This is a genomic window from Nonomuraea sp. MG754425 (assembly GCF_021699195.1).
Taxonomy (GTDB): Bacteria; Actinomycetota; Actinomycetes; order Streptosporangiales; family Streptosporangiaceae; genus Nonomuraea.
The window spans coordinates 13,467-29,850 of the sequence record NZ_SSXE01000145.1 but is presented as its reverse complement, the minus strand read 5'-3'; the positions used below and the strand labels follow the sequence as shown (position 1 = coordinate 29,850).

General features: G+C 72.6%; 13 protein-coding genes and 1 pseudogene. 7 read left to right on the top strand and 7 right to left on the bottom strand.

The features are described 5' to 3' along the window. Together FAF44_RS37870 and FAF44_RS37865 are read right to left on the bottom strand one after the other, a co-directional pair. A partial coding sequence (locus tag FAF44_RS37870; protein WP_237108179.1) for an AfsR/SARP family transcriptional regulator occupies positions 1-1,256 on the bottom strand: 1,256 nt, incomplete at its 3' end. 203 nt (positions 1,257-1,459) lie between these two features. Continuing rightward, on the bottom strand, positions 1,460-1,750 hold the full coding sequence (locus FAF44_RS37865) for a hypothetical protein (RefSeq protein WP_237108178.1): 291 nt from the start codon (positions 1,748-1,750) through the stop codon (positions 1,460-1,462). A gap of 316 nt (positions 1,751-2,066) precedes the next feature. Here FAF44_RS37865 and FAF44_RS37860 point away from each other — a divergent pair, with 316 nt between their 5' ends. The 4 genes and pseudogenes from FAF44_RS37860 (at position 2,067) to FAF44_RS37845 (ending at position 5,061) form a co-directional block, all read left to right on the top strand. Beyond that, complete coding sequence (locus FAF44_RS37860; protein ID WP_237108177.1) at positions 2,067-2,405, top strand: hydroxyisourate hydrolase; 339 nt, start codon at positions 2,067-2,069, stop codon at positions 2,403-2,405. 29 nt (positions 2,406-2,434) lie between these two features. After that, on the top strand, positions 2,435-4,372 hold the full coding sequence (locus tag FAF44_RS37855; protein WP_237108176.1) for a 2-isopropylmalate synthase: 1,938 nt from the start codon (positions 2,435-2,437) through the stop codon (positions 4,370-4,372). 169 nt (positions 4,373-4,541) lie between these two features. Further along, positions 4,542-4,601 (top strand): annotated as a pseudogene (locus FAF44_RS37850) (hypothetical protein); the annotation flags it as partial. A 61-nt stretch (positions 4,602-4,662) separates the two neighbouring features. Further along, positions 4,663-5,061 carry a sigma-70 family RNA polymerase sigma factor gene (locus FAF44_RS37845; protein WP_237108175.1) on the top strand — a complete coding sequence of 133 codons (399 nt, stop codon included), beginning with the start codon at positions 4,663-4,665 and terminating at the stop codon, positions 5,059-5,061. Here FAF44_RS37845 and FAF44_RS37840 read toward each other — a convergent pair. Genes FAF44_RS37840 through FAF44_RS37830 form a run of 3 tightly spaced genes read right to left on the bottom strand, consistent with a single transcriptional unit; the run spans position 5,012 to position 8,627 of the window. Next, positions 5,012-6,331: a kynureninase gene (locus tag FAF44_RS37840; RefSeq protein ID WP_237108174.1), complete on the bottom strand. Its 1,320-nt coding sequence runs from the start codon at positions 6,329-6,331 to the stop codon at positions 5,012-5,014. The two genes, FAF44_RS37845 and FAF44_RS37840, sit on opposite strands and share 50 nt — an antisense overlap. Then, a complete protein-coding gene (locus FAF44_RS37835; protein ID WP_237108173.1) occupies positions 6,325-7,122 on the bottom strand; it encodes a tryptophan 2,3-dioxygenase in 798 nt (265 codons plus the stop codon). Before FAF44_RS37835 ends, FAF44_RS37840 begins: the two co-directional genes overlap by 7 nt. After that, on the bottom strand, positions 7,119-8,627 hold the full coding sequence (locus tag FAF44_RS37830) for a benzoate-CoA ligase family protein (RefSeq protein ID WP_237108172.1): 1,509 nt from the start codon (positions 8,625-8,627) through the stop codon (positions 7,119-7,121). The genes FAF44_RS37835 and FAF44_RS37830 overlap by 4 nt, the downstream gene beginning before the upstream one ends. 258 nt (positions 8,628-8,885) lie before the next feature. On the opposite strand from FAF44_RS37830, the gene FAF44_RS37825 reads away from it, so the two are divergent. Both FAF44_RS37825 and FAF44_RS37820 read left to right on the top strand, forming a co-directional pair. Then, positions 8,886-9,914, top strand: a complete 1,029-nt coding sequence (locus FAF44_RS37825) for a hypothetical protein (protein WP_237108171.1) — start codon at positions 8,886-8,888, stop codon at positions 9,912-9,914. Between the two features lie 116 nt (positions 9,915-10,030). Next, positions 10,031-11,017, top strand: a complete 987-nt coding sequence (locus FAF44_RS37820) for a helix-turn-helix transcriptional regulator (protein ID WP_237108170.1) — start codon at positions 10,031-10,033, stop codon at positions 11,015-11,017. A 17-nt stretch (positions 11,018-11,034) separates the two neighbouring features. On the opposite strand, the gene FAF44_RS37815 is transcribed toward FAF44_RS37820, so the two are convergent. Both FAF44_RS37815 and FAF44_RS37810 read right to left on the bottom strand, forming a co-directional pair. Continuing rightward, positions 11,035-12,309, bottom strand: a complete 1,275-nt coding sequence (locus tag FAF44_RS37815) for a glycosyltransferase (protein WP_237108169.1) — start codon at positions 12,307-12,309, stop codon at positions 11,035-11,037. Continuing rightward, positions 12,306-14,522: a GH92 family glycosyl hydrolase gene (locus FAF44_RS37810; protein WP_308193450.1), complete on the bottom strand. Its 2,217-nt coding sequence runs from the start codon at positions 14,520-14,522 to the stop codon at positions 12,306-12,308. Before FAF44_RS37810 ends, FAF44_RS37815 begins: the two co-directional genes overlap by 4 nt. 330 nt (positions 14,523-14,852) lie before the next feature. Between FAF44_RS37810 and FAF44_RS37805 the strand changes: the two genes are divergently transcribed. Next, the gene (locus FAF44_RS37805) at positions 14,853-16,361 is read left to right on the top strand and encodes a choice-of-anchor I family protein (RefSeq protein ID WP_237108168.1); all 1,509 of its coding nucleotides are present in this window, start codon (positions 14,853-14,855) and stop codon (positions 16,359-16,361) included. The last annotated feature ends 23 nt before the right edge of the window (positions 16,362-16,384 follow it).

The following is a 16,384-nucleotide window of genomic DNA, read 5'->3' as shown; positions in this document are numbered from 1 at the left end:
GTCACCAACACCGCCGACGACGCACTCCCCGGCAACAACGGCAACACCTGACCCTCACCCGCCGCATCATCCAACACAATCAACACCCGACGATCCGCCAGCAACATCCGGAACAACTCCGCCCGCTCCCCCACCGACTCCGGCAACGCCGACCCCGACACCCCGAAAGCCCGCAGAAAACGATCCAGGATCTGGGCCGGGCTGGCCTGCCTGGACAGCCCCTCGTGCAGGTTGGCGAACAGTTGCCCGTCCGGGAAATGCGCGGCGATGCTGTGCGCCGCCTGCAGCGCGAGCGTCGTCTTGCCCACGCCCGCCCGTCCGGCGATGGCCACGATCGGCACGGCGAACCGCCCGTCGCCGTCCAGCGGCACCGTCAGCCGCCGCCTGATGCTCTCGAGTTGCTCCTCCCGGCCGATGAAGTCGGCGATCGCGGCAGGCAGCATGTTCGGCACGGACGCGACCGCCACGCGCGGTTCGGGCGCCGCCGCCGCGGGGGCCGCCGGCGTCAGGTCGAGACTGACGTCCGAGCGCAGAATGGCGGCCTCGAGCTGCTGCAGGCGTTCGTTCGGCTCGATCCCGAGCTCCTCGATCATCACCCTCCGGGCGTCGCGGAAGACCTGAAGCGCCTCCGCCTGCCGCCCCGAGCGATACAGGGCGATCATCAACTGGGCCGCGAACCCCTCCCAGAGCGGGTACTCGCGCACCAGCCGGGTCAGCTCACCGACCAGCTCCTGATGCCGCCCCAACTCCAGCTCCCGCTGGATGCAGTCCTCGTTCGCCGTGATCCGCTGCTCCGCCGCCCAACCCGCCAGCGCCTGCACCGAACGACTCTCGATCCCCTCGAACGCGGGACCCCGCCACAACGACAGCGCGTCCCGATAGTGCTGCACGGCATCACGCAGCCGTCCCTCGTCGCGCGCCTTTCGCGCCTGCTGCACGAGACTTTCGAAGCGCCGCACATCGATCGCGTCGGCGGGGACGCGCAACATATAGCCCTGTCGAGTCGTCACGATCATCTCCGGATGGCCATGCGCCGCGAACAAACGTCTGAGGCCGGAAATGCAAATCTGTACCTGCGCCCGCGAAGTGGCCGGAGGATCTTCATCATAGATCGCCTCGACCAGGCGATCCTGCGACACGGAATTGTTCGCATTCAGCACCAGAACCGCGAGAACGATCTGCTGTCGTGATCCCCCGAGATCGAGTAAGCGACCATCAGCACCGACCTCGAGCGCACCCAGGACCCGAAACTCCACGCGCATCTCCTCAAAGAGGCCATCGCCGGCGGCAAGTGATCCTTCTTCTGATGCGCTGGCTGAGGGCGCGACCCCGTGGTCTGCGGGCGACTGAACGATCCTGTGGATAGTACATCGCCATCGGGAGCGCGGCCAGATTTGCGGAAATCAACGGTATTTAAGTTTTGTGGTTAAGCGGGTGTCGAGCATTAGGCGCGCGATGATCAGTCCCAGGGGGTGCCCGCCGGGTGGCTTCGGTCCCAGGGGGTGCCCGCCGGGTCACTCGGGTCCCAGGGGGTGCCCAGGTCCCACGGCGTGCCGGTCTGACCGTCCGCGTCCCAGGGAGTGCCCGCCTGATCGTCCAGGTCCCACGGGGTGCCGGCGCTCATGACGGACGCACTGGCGTAGGCGGGGGAAGGCAGCGCGGCCACGGCGGCGGCACCGGCGGCGGCGCTCAGCGCGATCGTGATCGCGATGCGGATCCCGGTGGCCGTCTTGACACTGGTGGCGGTCATTTCGATCTACCTCCGTGTGGCGTTCGCGGTTTTGTCTCGCCGTTCGCCATGAACGCTCACACGGTGCTCAATTGGCCCAATATTCCGAAGCTTTTGCCCCGCCATCACAGCACGTAAAGCCGGTTTTTCCCGCGACATCCGCCGAGGTGCCGAATAGCGGCGGCCACACCCCTATCGGCCGGCGATAGAGCGGCGATAGCCGCCGAAAGGACGCCGGATAGAAAACGGCGGCAGCCTTGGCGCGAGCCCGGGTGGCGCGAGCGAGGGTCGTCGTCACCCGGGCGGCCACGACCTTCAGCTCGTCCGGTGAGGTGAGATGGGAATCACGGTGCAGGCACAGGACGCCGTGCACGGCCGCGGCACCGCGGGGCTCGGCACGCGCCTGGAGCGCGCCGCCGACGGGCGGTGGGTGGTGGACGCCACCGCGCGGACCGACGACGACGGGTGCGTCAACGAATGGTACGACCGGCGGCTCGGCCGCGGGATCTACCGCATCGTCTTCGACAGCGACCGCTACTTCGTCGCGCTCGGGCTGCGCGCCGCCTATCCCGAGATCGTCCTGACGTTCCGCATTCTCGACGAGGACACCGTGGGCAACATCGCGGTCGTCCTGTCCCCCTATTTCTATTCCGCTTGCTTCGGTTCGCTGAGCTGAGGGTGCCCGCGCAGATAGCGAGGTCCGACATGAAAATCCGCCGATACCCAGCCGCCCGCCCGGTGCCGCTCGACGACCGCCGCTGGCCGGGCGCCGTCCTCACCGCTCCCCCTCGCTGGTTGTCCACCGATCTCCGTGACGGCAACCAGGCCCTGCCCAGGCCGATGAGCCCCGAGCGCAAGCTCATGATGTTCGACCTGCTGGTCTCCATGGGCTACAAGGAGATCGAGGTCGGCTTCCCCGCGGCCAGCCAGGACGACTACGACTTCGTACGCCTGCTCGTCGAGCGGGACCGCATCCCCGGCGACGTGTGGGTCTCGGTGCTGGTGCCGGCCCGCGACGAGCTGATCGAGCGGACGATGGCCAGCCTGAGCGGGGCGCCCAGGGCCACCCTGCACCTCTACAACGCCACCTCGCCGATCATGCGCCGGCTGGTGTTCGGGATGAACCGGAACGAGTGCAAGGACCTCGGTGTCCTCGGCACACACCTGGTCATGAAATATGCCGACAAGCTGCTGGACGGCTGCGACATCCGCTTCCAGTACTCCCCCGAGCACTTCAACGACACCGAGCCGGACTTCTCCCTGGAGGTCTGCGAGGCCGTCATGGACGTCTGGCAGCCGGGCCCCGACCGGCCGATCATCCTGAACTTCCCCGCCACCGTCGAGCGCACCACCCCCAACGTCTTCGCCGACCAGATCGAGTGGATGCACCGCAACCTGTCCCGGCGCGAGCACGTGTGCCTGTCGGTGCACCCGCACAACGACCGCGGCACCGGCGTCGCCGCCACCGAACTGGCCATGCTGGCGGGCGCGGAGCGGGTCGAGGGCTGCCTGTTCGGCAACGGCGAGCGGGCGGGCAACGTCTGCCTGGTCACCCTGGGCCTGAACCTGGCCACCCAGGGCGTCGATCCCGGCATCGACTTCGGCGACCTCGACCACGTGCGCCACACGGTCGAGGAGTGCACGGGCCTGCCCGTCGCGCGCCGCCACCCCTACGGCGGCGAGCTGGTCTTCACGGCCTTCTCCGGCGGGCACCAGGACGCGATCAAGAAGGGCTTCGAAGCCCTGGAACGGGAGGCGGCCCGCATGGGGGGCGATCCGTCCGGGCTGCCGTGGGAGGTGCCGTACCTGCCGGTCGATCCGCCTGACGTGGGACGCACGTACGAGACGGTGGTGCGCGTCACCAGCCAGTCGGGCAAGGCGGGCCCGGCCTACCTGCTCAACGCCCGATACGGCCGGACCCTGCCGCGCGGCCTCCAGGTCGAGCTCGCCCAGGCCGTGCAGGCGGTCGCGGAGGCCCACGAGGGGGAGGTGCCGCCGGAGCGGATCATGCGGGTGTTCGAGGAGGAGTTCGCGCCCGCGCCGGTGCCGCTCTCCGAGTTGCGCGGCGCCGTCGTCACGTTGCACATCGACGGCGGCCCCTACCTGGGTGACCCCGCCTGGGCGCGGGCGGTCACCAGGCTGCGGGAGGTCTTCCGGCGGGACGGCGTGCGGGTCCGCGAGGTACACGCCATCGACGGGGTCCCGGCCAGGGCCCCCGGCGACCCGGTGCTCGTCTACGCCCAGTACGACGCACCGTGGGACCGAAGCCCCGGGGACGCGGCCTGGGAACAGCGCCCCGGAGACGTGGCGTGGGAGCAGCACGACGGAGACCTCGCCTGGGAGCAGCGCAACGGACCCGGCGGCCCCGAGGGCGCGGCATACGAGCAGCGCGCCGGACACGACGCGGCCAGGGGCGCGGTCGCGGAGCGAGGCGCCGAGCGGGACGCGACCGGGCGTGCGGCGGTGTGGGGCGCGGGCGCCGGGACGGACGTCGTCGTCGCCGCGACGGCGGCGACCGGCGCGGCCGGTGCCAGAGCACGGCGCACGGCCCTGCCGCCACCCCCCGCCGCGGGCCAGGCCGGGTCCGCGGGGTGCGCCGCCCGTCCCGCCGCCGGAGCCCGGCGGTTGCGGGCCGGACGATGACGATCGCGCCCCGCGCCCGCGGTTAGGGGGCGGGGCGCCCAGCCTAGGGGTGGTGACCGCGGCCCCGGCGGTCGATCCTGGTGCACGCCCGAATGGGCGGAAGGGGGTGTGGGTCGTGCCGAAGGCGGACGACCAGGAGTTCGCGCGCTTCGCGCGGGAGGCCAGGCCGATGCTCAGGCACGCCGCGTTCCGGCTGTCGGACGACTGGCACGAGGCCGACGACCTCGTGCAACGCACCCTGCTCGCCCTGCACCGCCACTGGGACGACCTCGACCGCCGCGACCACCCTCGTGCAACGCACCCTGCTCGCCCTGCACCGCCACTGGGACGACCTCGACCGCCGCGACCACATCGAAGCCTACGCCCGACAAATCATGAAACGCCTACTCATCAGCGACCGCCGCGCCATGCGCTGGTCCCGCGAGATCCTCATCGGAGCACCACCCGACCCCACCCCGGCGCAGGACCCGTACACCTTGGTGAGCGAACGCATCGTGCTCATGGCCGCGCTCGCCACCCTCGGGCCCCGGCAACGGGCGACGATCTTCCTGCGGTTCTGGGAGGACCGCAGCGTGGAGGACACCGCCCGGGCCCTGGGCAACGAGTCCTCCACCGTGCGCAGCCAGACGGTCCGCGCGCTCAGCACGCTGCGCTCCGCCCTGGAGCCGGCGCGCCCCGCCGCACGGTGAGCGCGCGGGGGCCCGTCCCGCCCCCGGTCCCCCGGCCGGCCGGGCGACGGCCGGAGGCGGCCCGGCCGTCCGGGGCGGTGTCCGCACGGGTCTCGCCCAGGGCCGCGATCTCCGCGCCGAGCGCGTCCATCGCCGCGTCGAGCTGCCCGTCCGACAGGTAGGGCGCGGCGCCCAGCCGCAGGTGGTCGCCCCGGCTGTCGGTCAGGACGCCCTGGGCGGCGAGGCGTTCGCGCAGCACCGAGGCGTGCGGTGAGCGCAGTGCCAGGAACCCGCCGAAGGCCGTCAGCGGGGCGTCGCGGTCCCGGCCGATCACCCGTTCCGGCGCGTCGAAGGCGTCGAAGCGGCGGGTCAGCCGGGCGAGCTGCCGCTGCGAGACCCGCCGCAGCAGCGTGTCGCTCAGCCCCTGCTCGGCGAAGAACGTCAGCACCCGGGCGGCCCGGTAGTGGCTGGTCGGGTCGTAGGTGGCCCCGGCGAACCTGGCCGCGCCGCGCGGGTAGCGCACCCGCGTGCCGTCCCGCTCGGCGGCCAGTTCGGCGAACTCGGCGAACCACCCCGTGACGACCGGCCGGAGCCCGGCCGCGTGCGGCGGCACGCGCAGGAAGCAGTTGCCCTCCCCGAGCTGCAGGTACTTGTACCCGCCGCCGACCACCCACGCGGACTCGACGTCCGGCAGGCGGAAGGGCACCACCCCGAGCGCGTGGTAGGTGTCGATGAGCAGCTCCGTGCCCCGCCGCGCGCAGGCGGCGGCGAGCTCGCCGAGGCCGGGCACGATCCTGGCCGTCTCGTAGAGCACCGCCGACACCAGCACCGCCGCGGTCCGGTCGCCGGCCGCCGCGGCCAGCCGCGCGGACAGGGTCTCGACCGGCCGCGCGGGCACGCGGACGACCTCGACTCCCTCCTCGGCCAGCCGCGCGAGCTGCCTGCGCAGGGTGTGGAACTCCCCGTCGGAGGTGACCAGCCGCGGCCGGGCCGGCAGGTCCAGCGCGGACAGGAAACGCAGCACCAGCTCGTGCGTGCTGCCGCCGAGGGCGAGCTCCGCCGCCGGGTCGCCGAGGAAGCCGCGCAGGCCGGCCCGCACCCGCTCCGCCTTGGCCATGGCCCGCGCCCATTTGCCGTCCGCCTCCAGCGCGGCGTCCTCGAACGCCTCGATCTGGCCGGCCAGCGCCACGTCGGGCCACGCCTGGTGCGAGTGCCCGGTGAGCAGCAGCCGCTCGGAGACCCGGAATCTGGAGTAGTGCGGCGCCAGGCGCGCCGCCAGGTCGTTCAGCATCGGTCACGCACCGCCCACAGGTCGGGCCACACGGGGATGGCCATCGTCTTCTGGAGATAGGCGGCCCCGGAGGTGCCGCCCGTGCCGCACTTGGAGCCGATGACGCGCAGCACCATGCGGCCGTGCCGGTAGCGCCACTCCTGGAGGAGCTGGTCGAGGTCGAGCAGCGCCTCGCAGACCTGCGCCGCCACGAGGTTGTCGCGCCGCACGACGACCAGCGCGTCCTGCACGGCGGCGGACGGCTCGATCGGCAGCGACACATCCCTGTCCAGCGCCTCCTGGGGGATCTGGTAGCCCTGGAAGGCGAGGTGGCGCAGGAAGGAGTCGAAGACCGACGGACGGCTCGTCGCCGCCTCGACACGCAGCCGCCCCGCCTCGCTCTGGGCGGCGGTCATCCGGCGCTCACGCAGCCCCAGCACCGCCTCGATCTCGCGGAACTGCACGGACTGGCCGCCGCTCGCGGTGCCGAGCCGGCCCCGGAACTCGGCGAACTGCGACGGCGTCAGGGTGTCCATGACGTCCATCTGGCCGACCACGATCCGCATGATCGCCAGCAGCCGTCGCAGGGTGTGCAGCACGGCCCCGCTCTCGCCCGACTCCAGTTGCCGTTGTAACTCGGCCAGCTCCGACAGCAGCAGCTTGAACCACAGCTCGTACACCTGGTGCACGATGATGAACATGGTCTCGTCGTGCGCGGACGACCGGGGCCGCTGCGCGGTCAGCACCTGGTCCAGCTCCAGGTAGGAGGAGTAGTCGAGCTCGGCCGAGGCGGGTGCGGCGGCGTTCGTCATGCCAGGACCCCCTCCTTCAGCGCCTGCCGGTCGACCTTGCCCGAGGCGGTCTGCGGCAGCGCGTCCACAAAAGTGATCTTCCGCGGGGCCCGCTGCGCGACCAGCCTGGCGCGCACGAAGTCCTTCAGCTCCGCGGCCTCGACGGTGGCGCAGGCCACGACGTACGCGTGCGGCCGGGTCAGCCCGCGCAGGTCCTCGCCGACCACCACGCAGGCGCGCACCGCGGGATGTTCGAGCAGGCAGTTCTCGATCTCGGCGGGCGCCACCCAGGAGCCGCCCACCTTCAGCAGGTCGTCGGCCCGGCCGCGGTAGCGGAAGAAGCCCTCCGCATCCCTGGTGACCAGGTCGCCCGAGCGCACGGTGTGCTCGGCCACGAACGTCTCGGCGCTTTTGGCCGGCTGCTGCCAGTACTCCAGGGCGACGGCCGCGCCGGTGATCTCCAGCCGGCCGACCTCGCCGTCGGGGACGGTGCGGCCGTCGTCGTCCACCACGCGGGCGCGGTAGCCGGGCACCTCCTGCCCGAGCGTGCCGGGCCGGACCCGGCCCGGCCGGTTCGACAGGTAGATGTGGTACGCCTCCGACGAGCCGAGCCCGTCCACCACCTCCACGCCGAAGGCGTCCGTCCAGCGCCGGTGCAGCTCCGGCGGCAGCGCCTCCCCGGCCGAGGTGCACAACCGCAGGCAGCTCAGGTCCTGACGGGCTGCGTCGGGGTGGGCCAGCATGGCGCTCATCATCGTCGGGACGTTCACCAGGATGGTGGGGCGGTGCTCGGCGATCAGCTCGAAGATCGTCTCGACCCGGCTGCGCTCGGGGAAGACCACTCCGGCCGCCCCCGCGCCGAACGGGAACAACGCCGTCAGGTCGCGGGCGTAGCCGAAGGACAGTTTCGGCACCGGCAGGACGACGTCGTCCGCTCTGAGGTCCAGCACGCCGCGGGCGTAGGACTCGAAGCTGAGGTGCGGGCTCCTGGCCGGCAGGACGCACGCCCGTGGAGCCCCGGTGCTGCCGGTGGTGAACTTCCAGATCGCCACGTCGCCGGGGGCCACCGGCACCGGGTCGAGCCGGTCCTCCTGGGCCGCGACCACGGTGTCGAAATGCCGTTCACCCGGCCGCAGCCGGTGCCGGGGCACGCCGGTCACGAGCAGCCCGCCGACGTCCGCCGCCCGCAGCGCGTCCAAGGTCGCCGGCCCCGCGACCACGACGCGGGGCCGGGCATAACCGGCGAAATACCGGTAGTCCTCGGGTCTCAGGAACGTGTAGACCTCGGCGGTGACGGCGCCGATCTTCTGCGCCCCGTACCAGGCGGCGACGAACTCGACGCTGTCGTCGGCGGCGATGAGCACCCGGTCGCCGCGCCGTACCCCGAGGTCGCGGAGCGCGTTGCCGGTACGGTTGGCCAGCGAACGCAGCTCCGCGTAGTCGACCCGGCCCTCACGGGTGATGAGTGCCGTCCTGCGGCCGTCGCTCCGATCGAGGAATCGCCCGGCAATGTTCAAAGATTCCATGGCACGCCTTCTCGATGTTCTGCTCGTGTGCTTTCGTTCCTCCACGGTGCCCGCCGGTCGGAGCGACCGGGGAGGTTCGGCGAGTCAGCAAGATGGCGCGGGTGACAGCTTGATGCCACCCTTCTCCAAGAGTGCGGGATGGCCGGGCGGGCGTTGACTGGCTCGGAGCGCCGCGACTGTACTGATGCTCTGGCAGACGCCCCGGTTTGCGTTGGTTGAGCGCGATGCCGGCGGCCGTCACGCTCCGAAGGAGACGCTATGGCACCCACACCTGCGGGCCCGTGGCCGGCGACGTCGGGTGAGGTGGCCGGAGACGTCGCCGACTGCTTGGGGGGCGCGGTCCACCTGGCCTACGCGGAGTCGGCCGCTCCGCCGCTCGCGGCCGTCACCGCCGGGTTCGCGGGGTACGAGGCGCAGACCCGCGCCCGCGCGCTGGCCCGGGTCAGCGCCCTGCGCCACCTGCACGGCCTGCCCGAGCCGGGACGTCCGGACTCGTGGCCGGGCAAGGAACTGCGCCTGGCGGACTTCGTCAGCGACCCGCCCGAGAGCCTGCGCCTGCACGCCGGCGGGGTGGGCCTGCTGAGCGGCCGGCGCTACCGGGTGCCGGTGGAGGTCGTGTGGGCGGGCGAGCGCGACTGCCGGGTGGAGCCCGCGCTGACCGGCGTGGTCGACCAGGGGGTGGCCGAGGCGGTCGCCGAACTGGTCGCGCACGACGTGGTCGCCCGCTGGTGGGCCGATCCGCGCGAGCCGCTGCTGCGCGTCTCGGGCTGGCTCGGCCGCCTGCTCCCCGACGGGGTGCTGGCCGCCGCCTCCGGGCTGGGGCTGCGCGTGTCGGCGTTCGTGCTGTCGGCGCCCGAGGCGAAGGTGGCCATGGTGGTCGTGGGCGGCGAGGGCGGCACGCTCGCCGTCGCGGCCGGACGCGGCGTCAAGGCGGCCGTCTGCGAGGCGTTCCTGCGCGCGATGGCCGCCAAGGCGGAGCCGTGGGCCGGTCTGGCGCTCGGGGAGTGCCTGCGCCGCTTCGCCGTCTGGCAGCGGGAGGCCGACTACGCCACCCACCTCGAACGCCTCGGCGTGGACGCGGACCCCCGGATCATCGACGAGGTCAGCGGGCTGCGGCCGTCGGGCTGGCCCGAGATCGCCGCCCGCCGCTTCGGGCACGAGCCCATCGCCGTCCGCGCCACCGCCCCCGGCCAGACGCCGGTCACCGGGGAGGCGGTCAAGGTCGTCTGCCCCGGCGCCCTCTGCTACCGCGTCACCCCCACCCTGCTCCCCTGTCCCGTCGGCTGACGGCCGCGCCTGTCGCCGTGCGGGCGGGAGCGCACGCTGCGAGCAGCGGCGACGTCCCCGGTTCCGATAATGGAAACAAGCCCGGCCACGGCCGCCCAGCCCCGGGGAGGCAACGTATGGACCTGTCCGTCATCGGCATCACTCCCGACGCCGAAGCGGTCTATCGCCACCTCCTGCGCAATCCGGGGCAGAGCGCCGGAAGCATCCCCGAGGCTCTCGGCATGGACCCCGACACGGTCGAGACCGCCATCGACGTCCTCGACCGGCTCGGCATGATCGACCTGAGCGATCGCTACCGCATCACCGCGACCGAGCCGCGCACCGCCATCGAGCGTCTCGTCGAGCAGCGCCTGGAGGAGCTGAACGCCGAGATCCGGCGCGTCTTCGGCACCCGGGACGCCATCACCAGCTTCCTCGACGACAAGAACCAGGGCGACCGGTCGGCCCCGGCCCTCGACATCGAGCGGGTCGAGAGCGGCGCCCGCGTCCGGCAGCGCCTCGACGACCTGGCCTTCTTCTCCCACAAGGAGACGCTCTGCCTGCACCCGGGCGGCCCCTTCAACGAGCTCATGATCGAGTCCGCCCTGCCCCTCGACACCCGCTCGCTGCGTCGCGGCCTGGCCCTGCGCGAGATCTTCCACCCCGACGCCCTCCAGGACACCCGCATGGTCGAGTACCTGCGCGAGCTGAGCCGCCTCGGCGCCCAGATCCGCGTCACCGACCAGCCGATGGACCGCATGCTCATGTACGACCGCAGCGTGGCGGTCGTCCCCATCGACCCGAAGGCGCACTCCACCGGCGCGCTCATCGTGCGCGAGCCGGGCCTGATCTCCCAGCTCGTCATCTACTTCGAGAGCCTCTGGAAGCCCGCCACCACCCTCGCCGACTACCTCGACCCGCCGGCCAAGGACCCCAGCCTGTCGCACATGGAACAGCGGGTGCTCGCCGTCATGGCCCGCGCCGACAAGGACGAGATCGCCGCCCGCGAGCTGGACATCTCGGTGCGCACGTACCGCCGCTACGTGGCCGACCTCATGGCCCGGCTCGGCGCGGTCAACCGCTTCCAGGCCGCGCTGCGCGCCAAGGAGGAGAACTGGATCTGACCTCCGGCGCCGCCCGCTCAGGCGACCTCGGCGGCGGGCGCCTCCTCGGGGAACAGCTCGTCGAACACCACGGCCCGGTCGAAGCCCAGCGCGCGGGCGCGGGCCCGCCGCTCCAGGTCGAGCCGTTCGGCGGGGGTCAGGTCGAGCACCACCCGGTCCACGGCCTCGGCCAGGGCGGCGACGTCGCCGGGCGGGACGACCACGGCGGTGTCGCCGACCGCCTCCAGGGTGCCGCCCGTCGTGGTGGTGACGATCGGCCCGCCACCGGCCAGCATCTTCTCCGCCAGCGCGATGCCGAACGTCTCGACGAAGTCGGGCTCGGGCTTGGTGGGCAGCACGTACGCCGCGCAGCCGCGCATGAGCAGCGCCTTCTCCCGGTCGTCGACGTCGTCGAGGAAGACCACCCGGTCGTCGTGGCGGGCCATCGCCCGCGCCTGCTCCAGCATGGGCCCGGTGCCGGCGACGACGAGTCGCACCCGCGCCCTGCAGCGCATCCGGCCGAAGGCGGTCAGCAGGTCGTCGATGCCCTTGGCCCGGGTCACCCGCGACAGGAACAGGACGTACCCGTCGCGCTCCAGCCCGCGCCGGGCGAGCGCCGCCTCGGTCTCGGCCGGGTCGAGGTCGAGGAAGGCGGCGGAGTCGATCGGCGGGTAGCTGACGGTCACGCGCCGCCGGCACTGCTCGGCGAAGGCGGTGCCGCAGTGGGCGTCCACCTGCTCGGCCGCCGCGATGATCTCCTCCCGGGTGTAGCCGGAGACCGCGACGACCTCGTCGTTGGCCAGGAACGTGGTGAACAGCACGGTGGCCGCGCCGAAGCGGCCCTCCCGCAGGCAGGAGCGGATCACGTTGGTCACGTCGGAGCCGACCGCCTTGGCGATGGTGTGCACGTCGGGCGCGTACCCGGCGGCGCGGGCGGCGGCGACGGCGTCCACGACGACCGAGGTGTGCGGGGCCAGGTACATCGACAGGCAGACGGTGGGGATCGGCTCGGCGAGCAGTTCGACCAGGCGGCCGGTGAGCCCGGCCTGGTGGCGGCCGTCGGGCACCCGGTAGTCGCCGACCGGCTCCGGCCGTTCCACGGTGATCCCGGCGCTGTAGGGCAGCAGCCGGTCCAGCGGCTTGAGCGGCAGCCCCGCCGCCCGCAGCGCCGGGATGGGCCAGGTCAGCAGCCGCACGTCGGAGAACCCACGGGTCAGGGCCACCTCGGCGAGGTTACGCGCCTCGCCGGAGTGACCGCAGATGACCGGGTCGGCCCGGACGACGATGACGAGACGGCGACGGGGGTGAGTCATCGTGGTTCCTCCGGTGTCGTGAGCGGATCGGAAAGGGACGGGGGGCGCAGGCCGCTCCCCCACGCGGACGGCTCGGGGCCCAGCCGCAGGTGCAGCCGGCCGCCCTCGTGCACGGTGGCCGCGCTGAGGTGTGTCGCGTACAGGGGCTTGCCGTTGAGCGTGGCCTCCTGGACGTACTGGGCGGGCGGGTCGTGGTCGAGGCCCTCGACGCCGAGCGGCGTGTCGCGGTGCCCGCTGGTCTCGATGACGAACTCGTTGCCGCCGGCGTTGAGCACGGCCCGTTCGAAGGCGGGCGCGTTGACCAGGAACAGGTTCTGGCCCGCGACGGGGAACAGCCCCAGCGACGCCCAGATGTACCAGGAGCTGAGGCCGCCGGAGTCGTCGTTGCCCGGCAGCCCGCCGGGGCCGGTGCCGAACTGCCAGGTGAGCGCCGCCCGCACCACGTCGGCCGTGCGGCTGGGCCGGCCCGCGTAGTGGTAGGCCCACGGCGCCTCCATGTCGGGCTCGTTGTTCAGCCCTTCGAAGCGGTTCAGCGCGTACCCGGCGCTCATCTCGGCCGGACGCGGGCGCCGGCCGGGGCGCGGCACCGGCGCGGCGCCGAAGCCGAAGAAGTGGTCGAGCTTGCCGATGAACGCCTCGTCGCCGCCGGCCAGCGCGATCCGCGCCGCCATGTCGTGCAGCAGCCGGAAGGAGTAGTTCCACTTGCCGCCCTCGTAGAACTCCGAGTCGCGCAGCAGGCCCGTGGTCGCGTCGAAGGCGTTGCGCCAGTGGTGGCCGCGCTCCTCCAGGTCGTCGGCGAGGCCGCGGTCGTTCAGCGCGCGGGCCACCTTGGCGGTGCAGTGGTGGGCGTAGGCGAGGTCGAGGGTGTGGGTGACGGGGTGCACGACGCCGCGCTCGTAGAAGTCCTCGCCGTAGCCGCGGCGCAGGTCGCCGACCATGTGCACGAGCGCCCAGGTCCAGTCGAGGTCGGTACGGCCGAGCGCGTGGGCGTCGGCCAGCGCGGTGTGCGCGAGCGCGCTGGCCTGGCGGAAGAACCGGTCAGCGCCGCGTGACATCCGGTAGCCGATGGGGAAGTTGCCCTCCTCCTCGCAGACCCGGATCAGCGACTCCAGCAGGTCGGCGGCCCGCTCGGGGGCGATGGCGGCCAGCAGCGGGAGCTGGGTCTTGTAGATGTCCCACATGGTGCACACGTCGAACGCGAACGGCCCGGAGGTCGGCCAGAACGGGCTCTCGTCGTCGGCGAAGCACGGCTTGATCAGCGCGTGGTAGAGGGCCGTGGCGAACACGGTACGGCGGGCGGGGGTGCCGCCCTCGACCTGGACGCGGCCGAGGTGCCGGGCCCAGCGGTCGCGGGTGTGCCCGCGTACGGCGTCGAACGCCGGCCCGGACCGGCCGCACTCGCGTTCCAGGTTCTCCCGTGCCTGCTCGCAGCCGCGCAGCGAGAAGCCCATGCGCACCTCGACGGTCTGCCCGGGGGCGGACGGGCCGATGAACAGCATGCCGAAGGGGCGCAGGGTGGTGTGCCGGATGCTGTCGAAGTCGAGGCGGGTGCCGCCGTCGATGAGGCGGCGGTCGTACCAGAGCATCTGCCGCCAGCCCGGACTGTCGACCTCGACGTAGACCGACAGCGGGACGCCCTCCATGACCACCGTGCCCTGGGCCCGGCCGTGGCCCATGCTCTCCACCTGCGCGCGCACCGGCACGGTCTGGCCGAGGTCGATGGCCAGGCCGCCGCACGACAGGTCGACGACGACGCGGGCGCTGCCGTGCTCGGGGAAGGTGTAGCGGTGCACGGCGACCTTGGTGCCGACCGTGAGCTCGCAGCGGATGCCGGGGTCGAGGGTGGCCGCGTAGTAGCCGGCCTGGGCCACCTCGTCGTGCAGCGGCCAGGACTCGCCGAGCGCGTCGAGGGGCTGCACCATGGGGGTGACCCGGACGTAGTTGTAGTACTTGCGGATCGCGCCGGTGCCGGACTGCTGGAAGTGGGTGAACCCGGACGCCTGGAGCCGCTGGAACATCTCCTCGGGCACGCCCTCGGTGTTCTTGGCGTAGCGCCCGTACCCCGTCGGGTACGCGCCGGAGTAGGCGCAGGCGGACACCATGCCGAGCGGCGACGTGGCGCCGGGGTGGGTGTTCCCCACCTGCGGTTTCGGCCACCACCAAGTGGCGGCCAGACCGTGTGCGCGTGGCAGGTCTGTCGCCGCGGTGCCGATGAAGGGGTCAACGTTGTCAAGGATGGCGGGACTCTACCGAGCGCCGGACGGCGGTAGGTTTCGTCCAGGTGAACTCCGCGCGCCCACGGCCCGGCGGAACGGGGACGGAACGGGAGGTGACCGGACGTCCCGCCCGTCCGGCGGGGGCGGGGGTGCGGGTGCTCGCCTCGTTTCGCAGGTCCGTCCGGGTGGTGGCGCGCAGTCGAAAGCCGGGGTTCAGCCGTTCGTCATCCGGGGGGTTGACAGCGTTCACCGGAGATCGTGACACTCCGCCACATGAAGACCAAAACCCCGATTTATCTGGCGGCGGCAACCTTGTCGCTTTTCGCCATGCTTCCTCCCGCTGCGGCAGCCGCCCGTCCGCAGCCCTCCGGCCTCGAGCTGTCCCTGCTCGGCCGCTACTCCGCCGGCGCCGTCGGGGTCGGGGCCGCGGAGATCACCGCGTACGACGCCAGGACCCGCCGCGTGTTCGTCGTCAACGCGGAGCAGGGCACCGTGGACGTGCTCGACATCCGCGACCCGCGTCAGCCGCGCAAGGTCGCCACCCTCGCCACCCCCGGCGCCAACAGCGTGGCGGTGCACGACGGGCTGGTGGCGGTCGCGCAGCAGGCGGCGGACAAGACCGACCCGGGCACCGTGGCCTTCTTCGACGCCAGGACCGGCGCGAAGCGGCGCGAGGTCACCGTCGGCGCCCTGCCCGACATGCTGACCTTCACCTCCGACGGACGCCGGGTCGTCGTGGCGAACGAGGGCGAGCCCACGTCGTACTGCGCCGGGGCCGTGAACGACCCCGAAGGCTCGATCAGCGTCATCGACGTGCGGCGCGGCACCGTGCGCACCGCCGGCTTCCAGGCGTGGAACGGCAAGGAGGACGCGCTGCGCGCCAAGGGCGTGCGGATCAGCGGGCCGGGGGCGAGCGCCGCCCAGGACCTGGAGCCCGAGTACGTCACCACCGAGGGCGGCACCGCCTGGGTCACCCTCCAGGAGAACAACGCGCTGGCCATCGTGGACCTCGACCGGGCCACCGTGCGCGACATCGTGCCGCTCGGGCTGAAGGACCACGCCCAGGAGGCGAACGCGCTGGACGCCTCCGACCGCGACGGCAAGGTGGACATCCGCCCGCATCCGGTCAAGGGCGTGTACATGCCGGACGCGATCGCCCACTTCCGCGAGCGCGGGCGTACCTATCTGGTGACCGCCAACGAGGGCGACAGCCGCGACTGGGAGTGCCACAGCGACGAGATCCGGGTCAAGGACGCCAAGCTGTCGCCGACGGCGTTCCCGGACGCGGCCACGCTGCAGCGCGACGCCGAGCTGGGCCGGCTGACCGTGCTGGCCGACTCCCCGAAGGACGCCGACGGCAGGTACACCGAGCTGCGGGCGTTCGGCGGGCGGTCCGTCTCCGTGCGCGCCGCCGACGGCTCGCTGATCTGGGACTCCGGCAGCGAGCTCGAACGGCTCGTCGCCCGTGAACTGCCCGAGCGGTTCAACTCCGACAACGAGGAGAACGACTCCTTCGACTCCCGCAGCGACAACAAGGGCCCCGAGCCCGAGGGCGTCGCGGTCGGCACGGTCCGGGGCCGCACGTACGCCTTCGCCGGCCTGGAGCGGGTCGGCGGCATCGTGGCCTACGACCTGTCGGACCCGCGCGACCCCAGCATGGCGGGCTACGTCAACACCCGTGACTTCACCGGCGACGTCGAGGCGGGCACGGCCGGGGACGTCGGGCCGGAGGGCGTGCTGTTCATCCCCGCGGCCGACAGCCCCACGCGCACGCCGCTGCTGGTGGTCGGCAACGAGGTGAGCGGCACGACCGCCGTCTTCGAGATCAGGGCGTAGCCGGCGGCGGGGCTGGCGCGCGG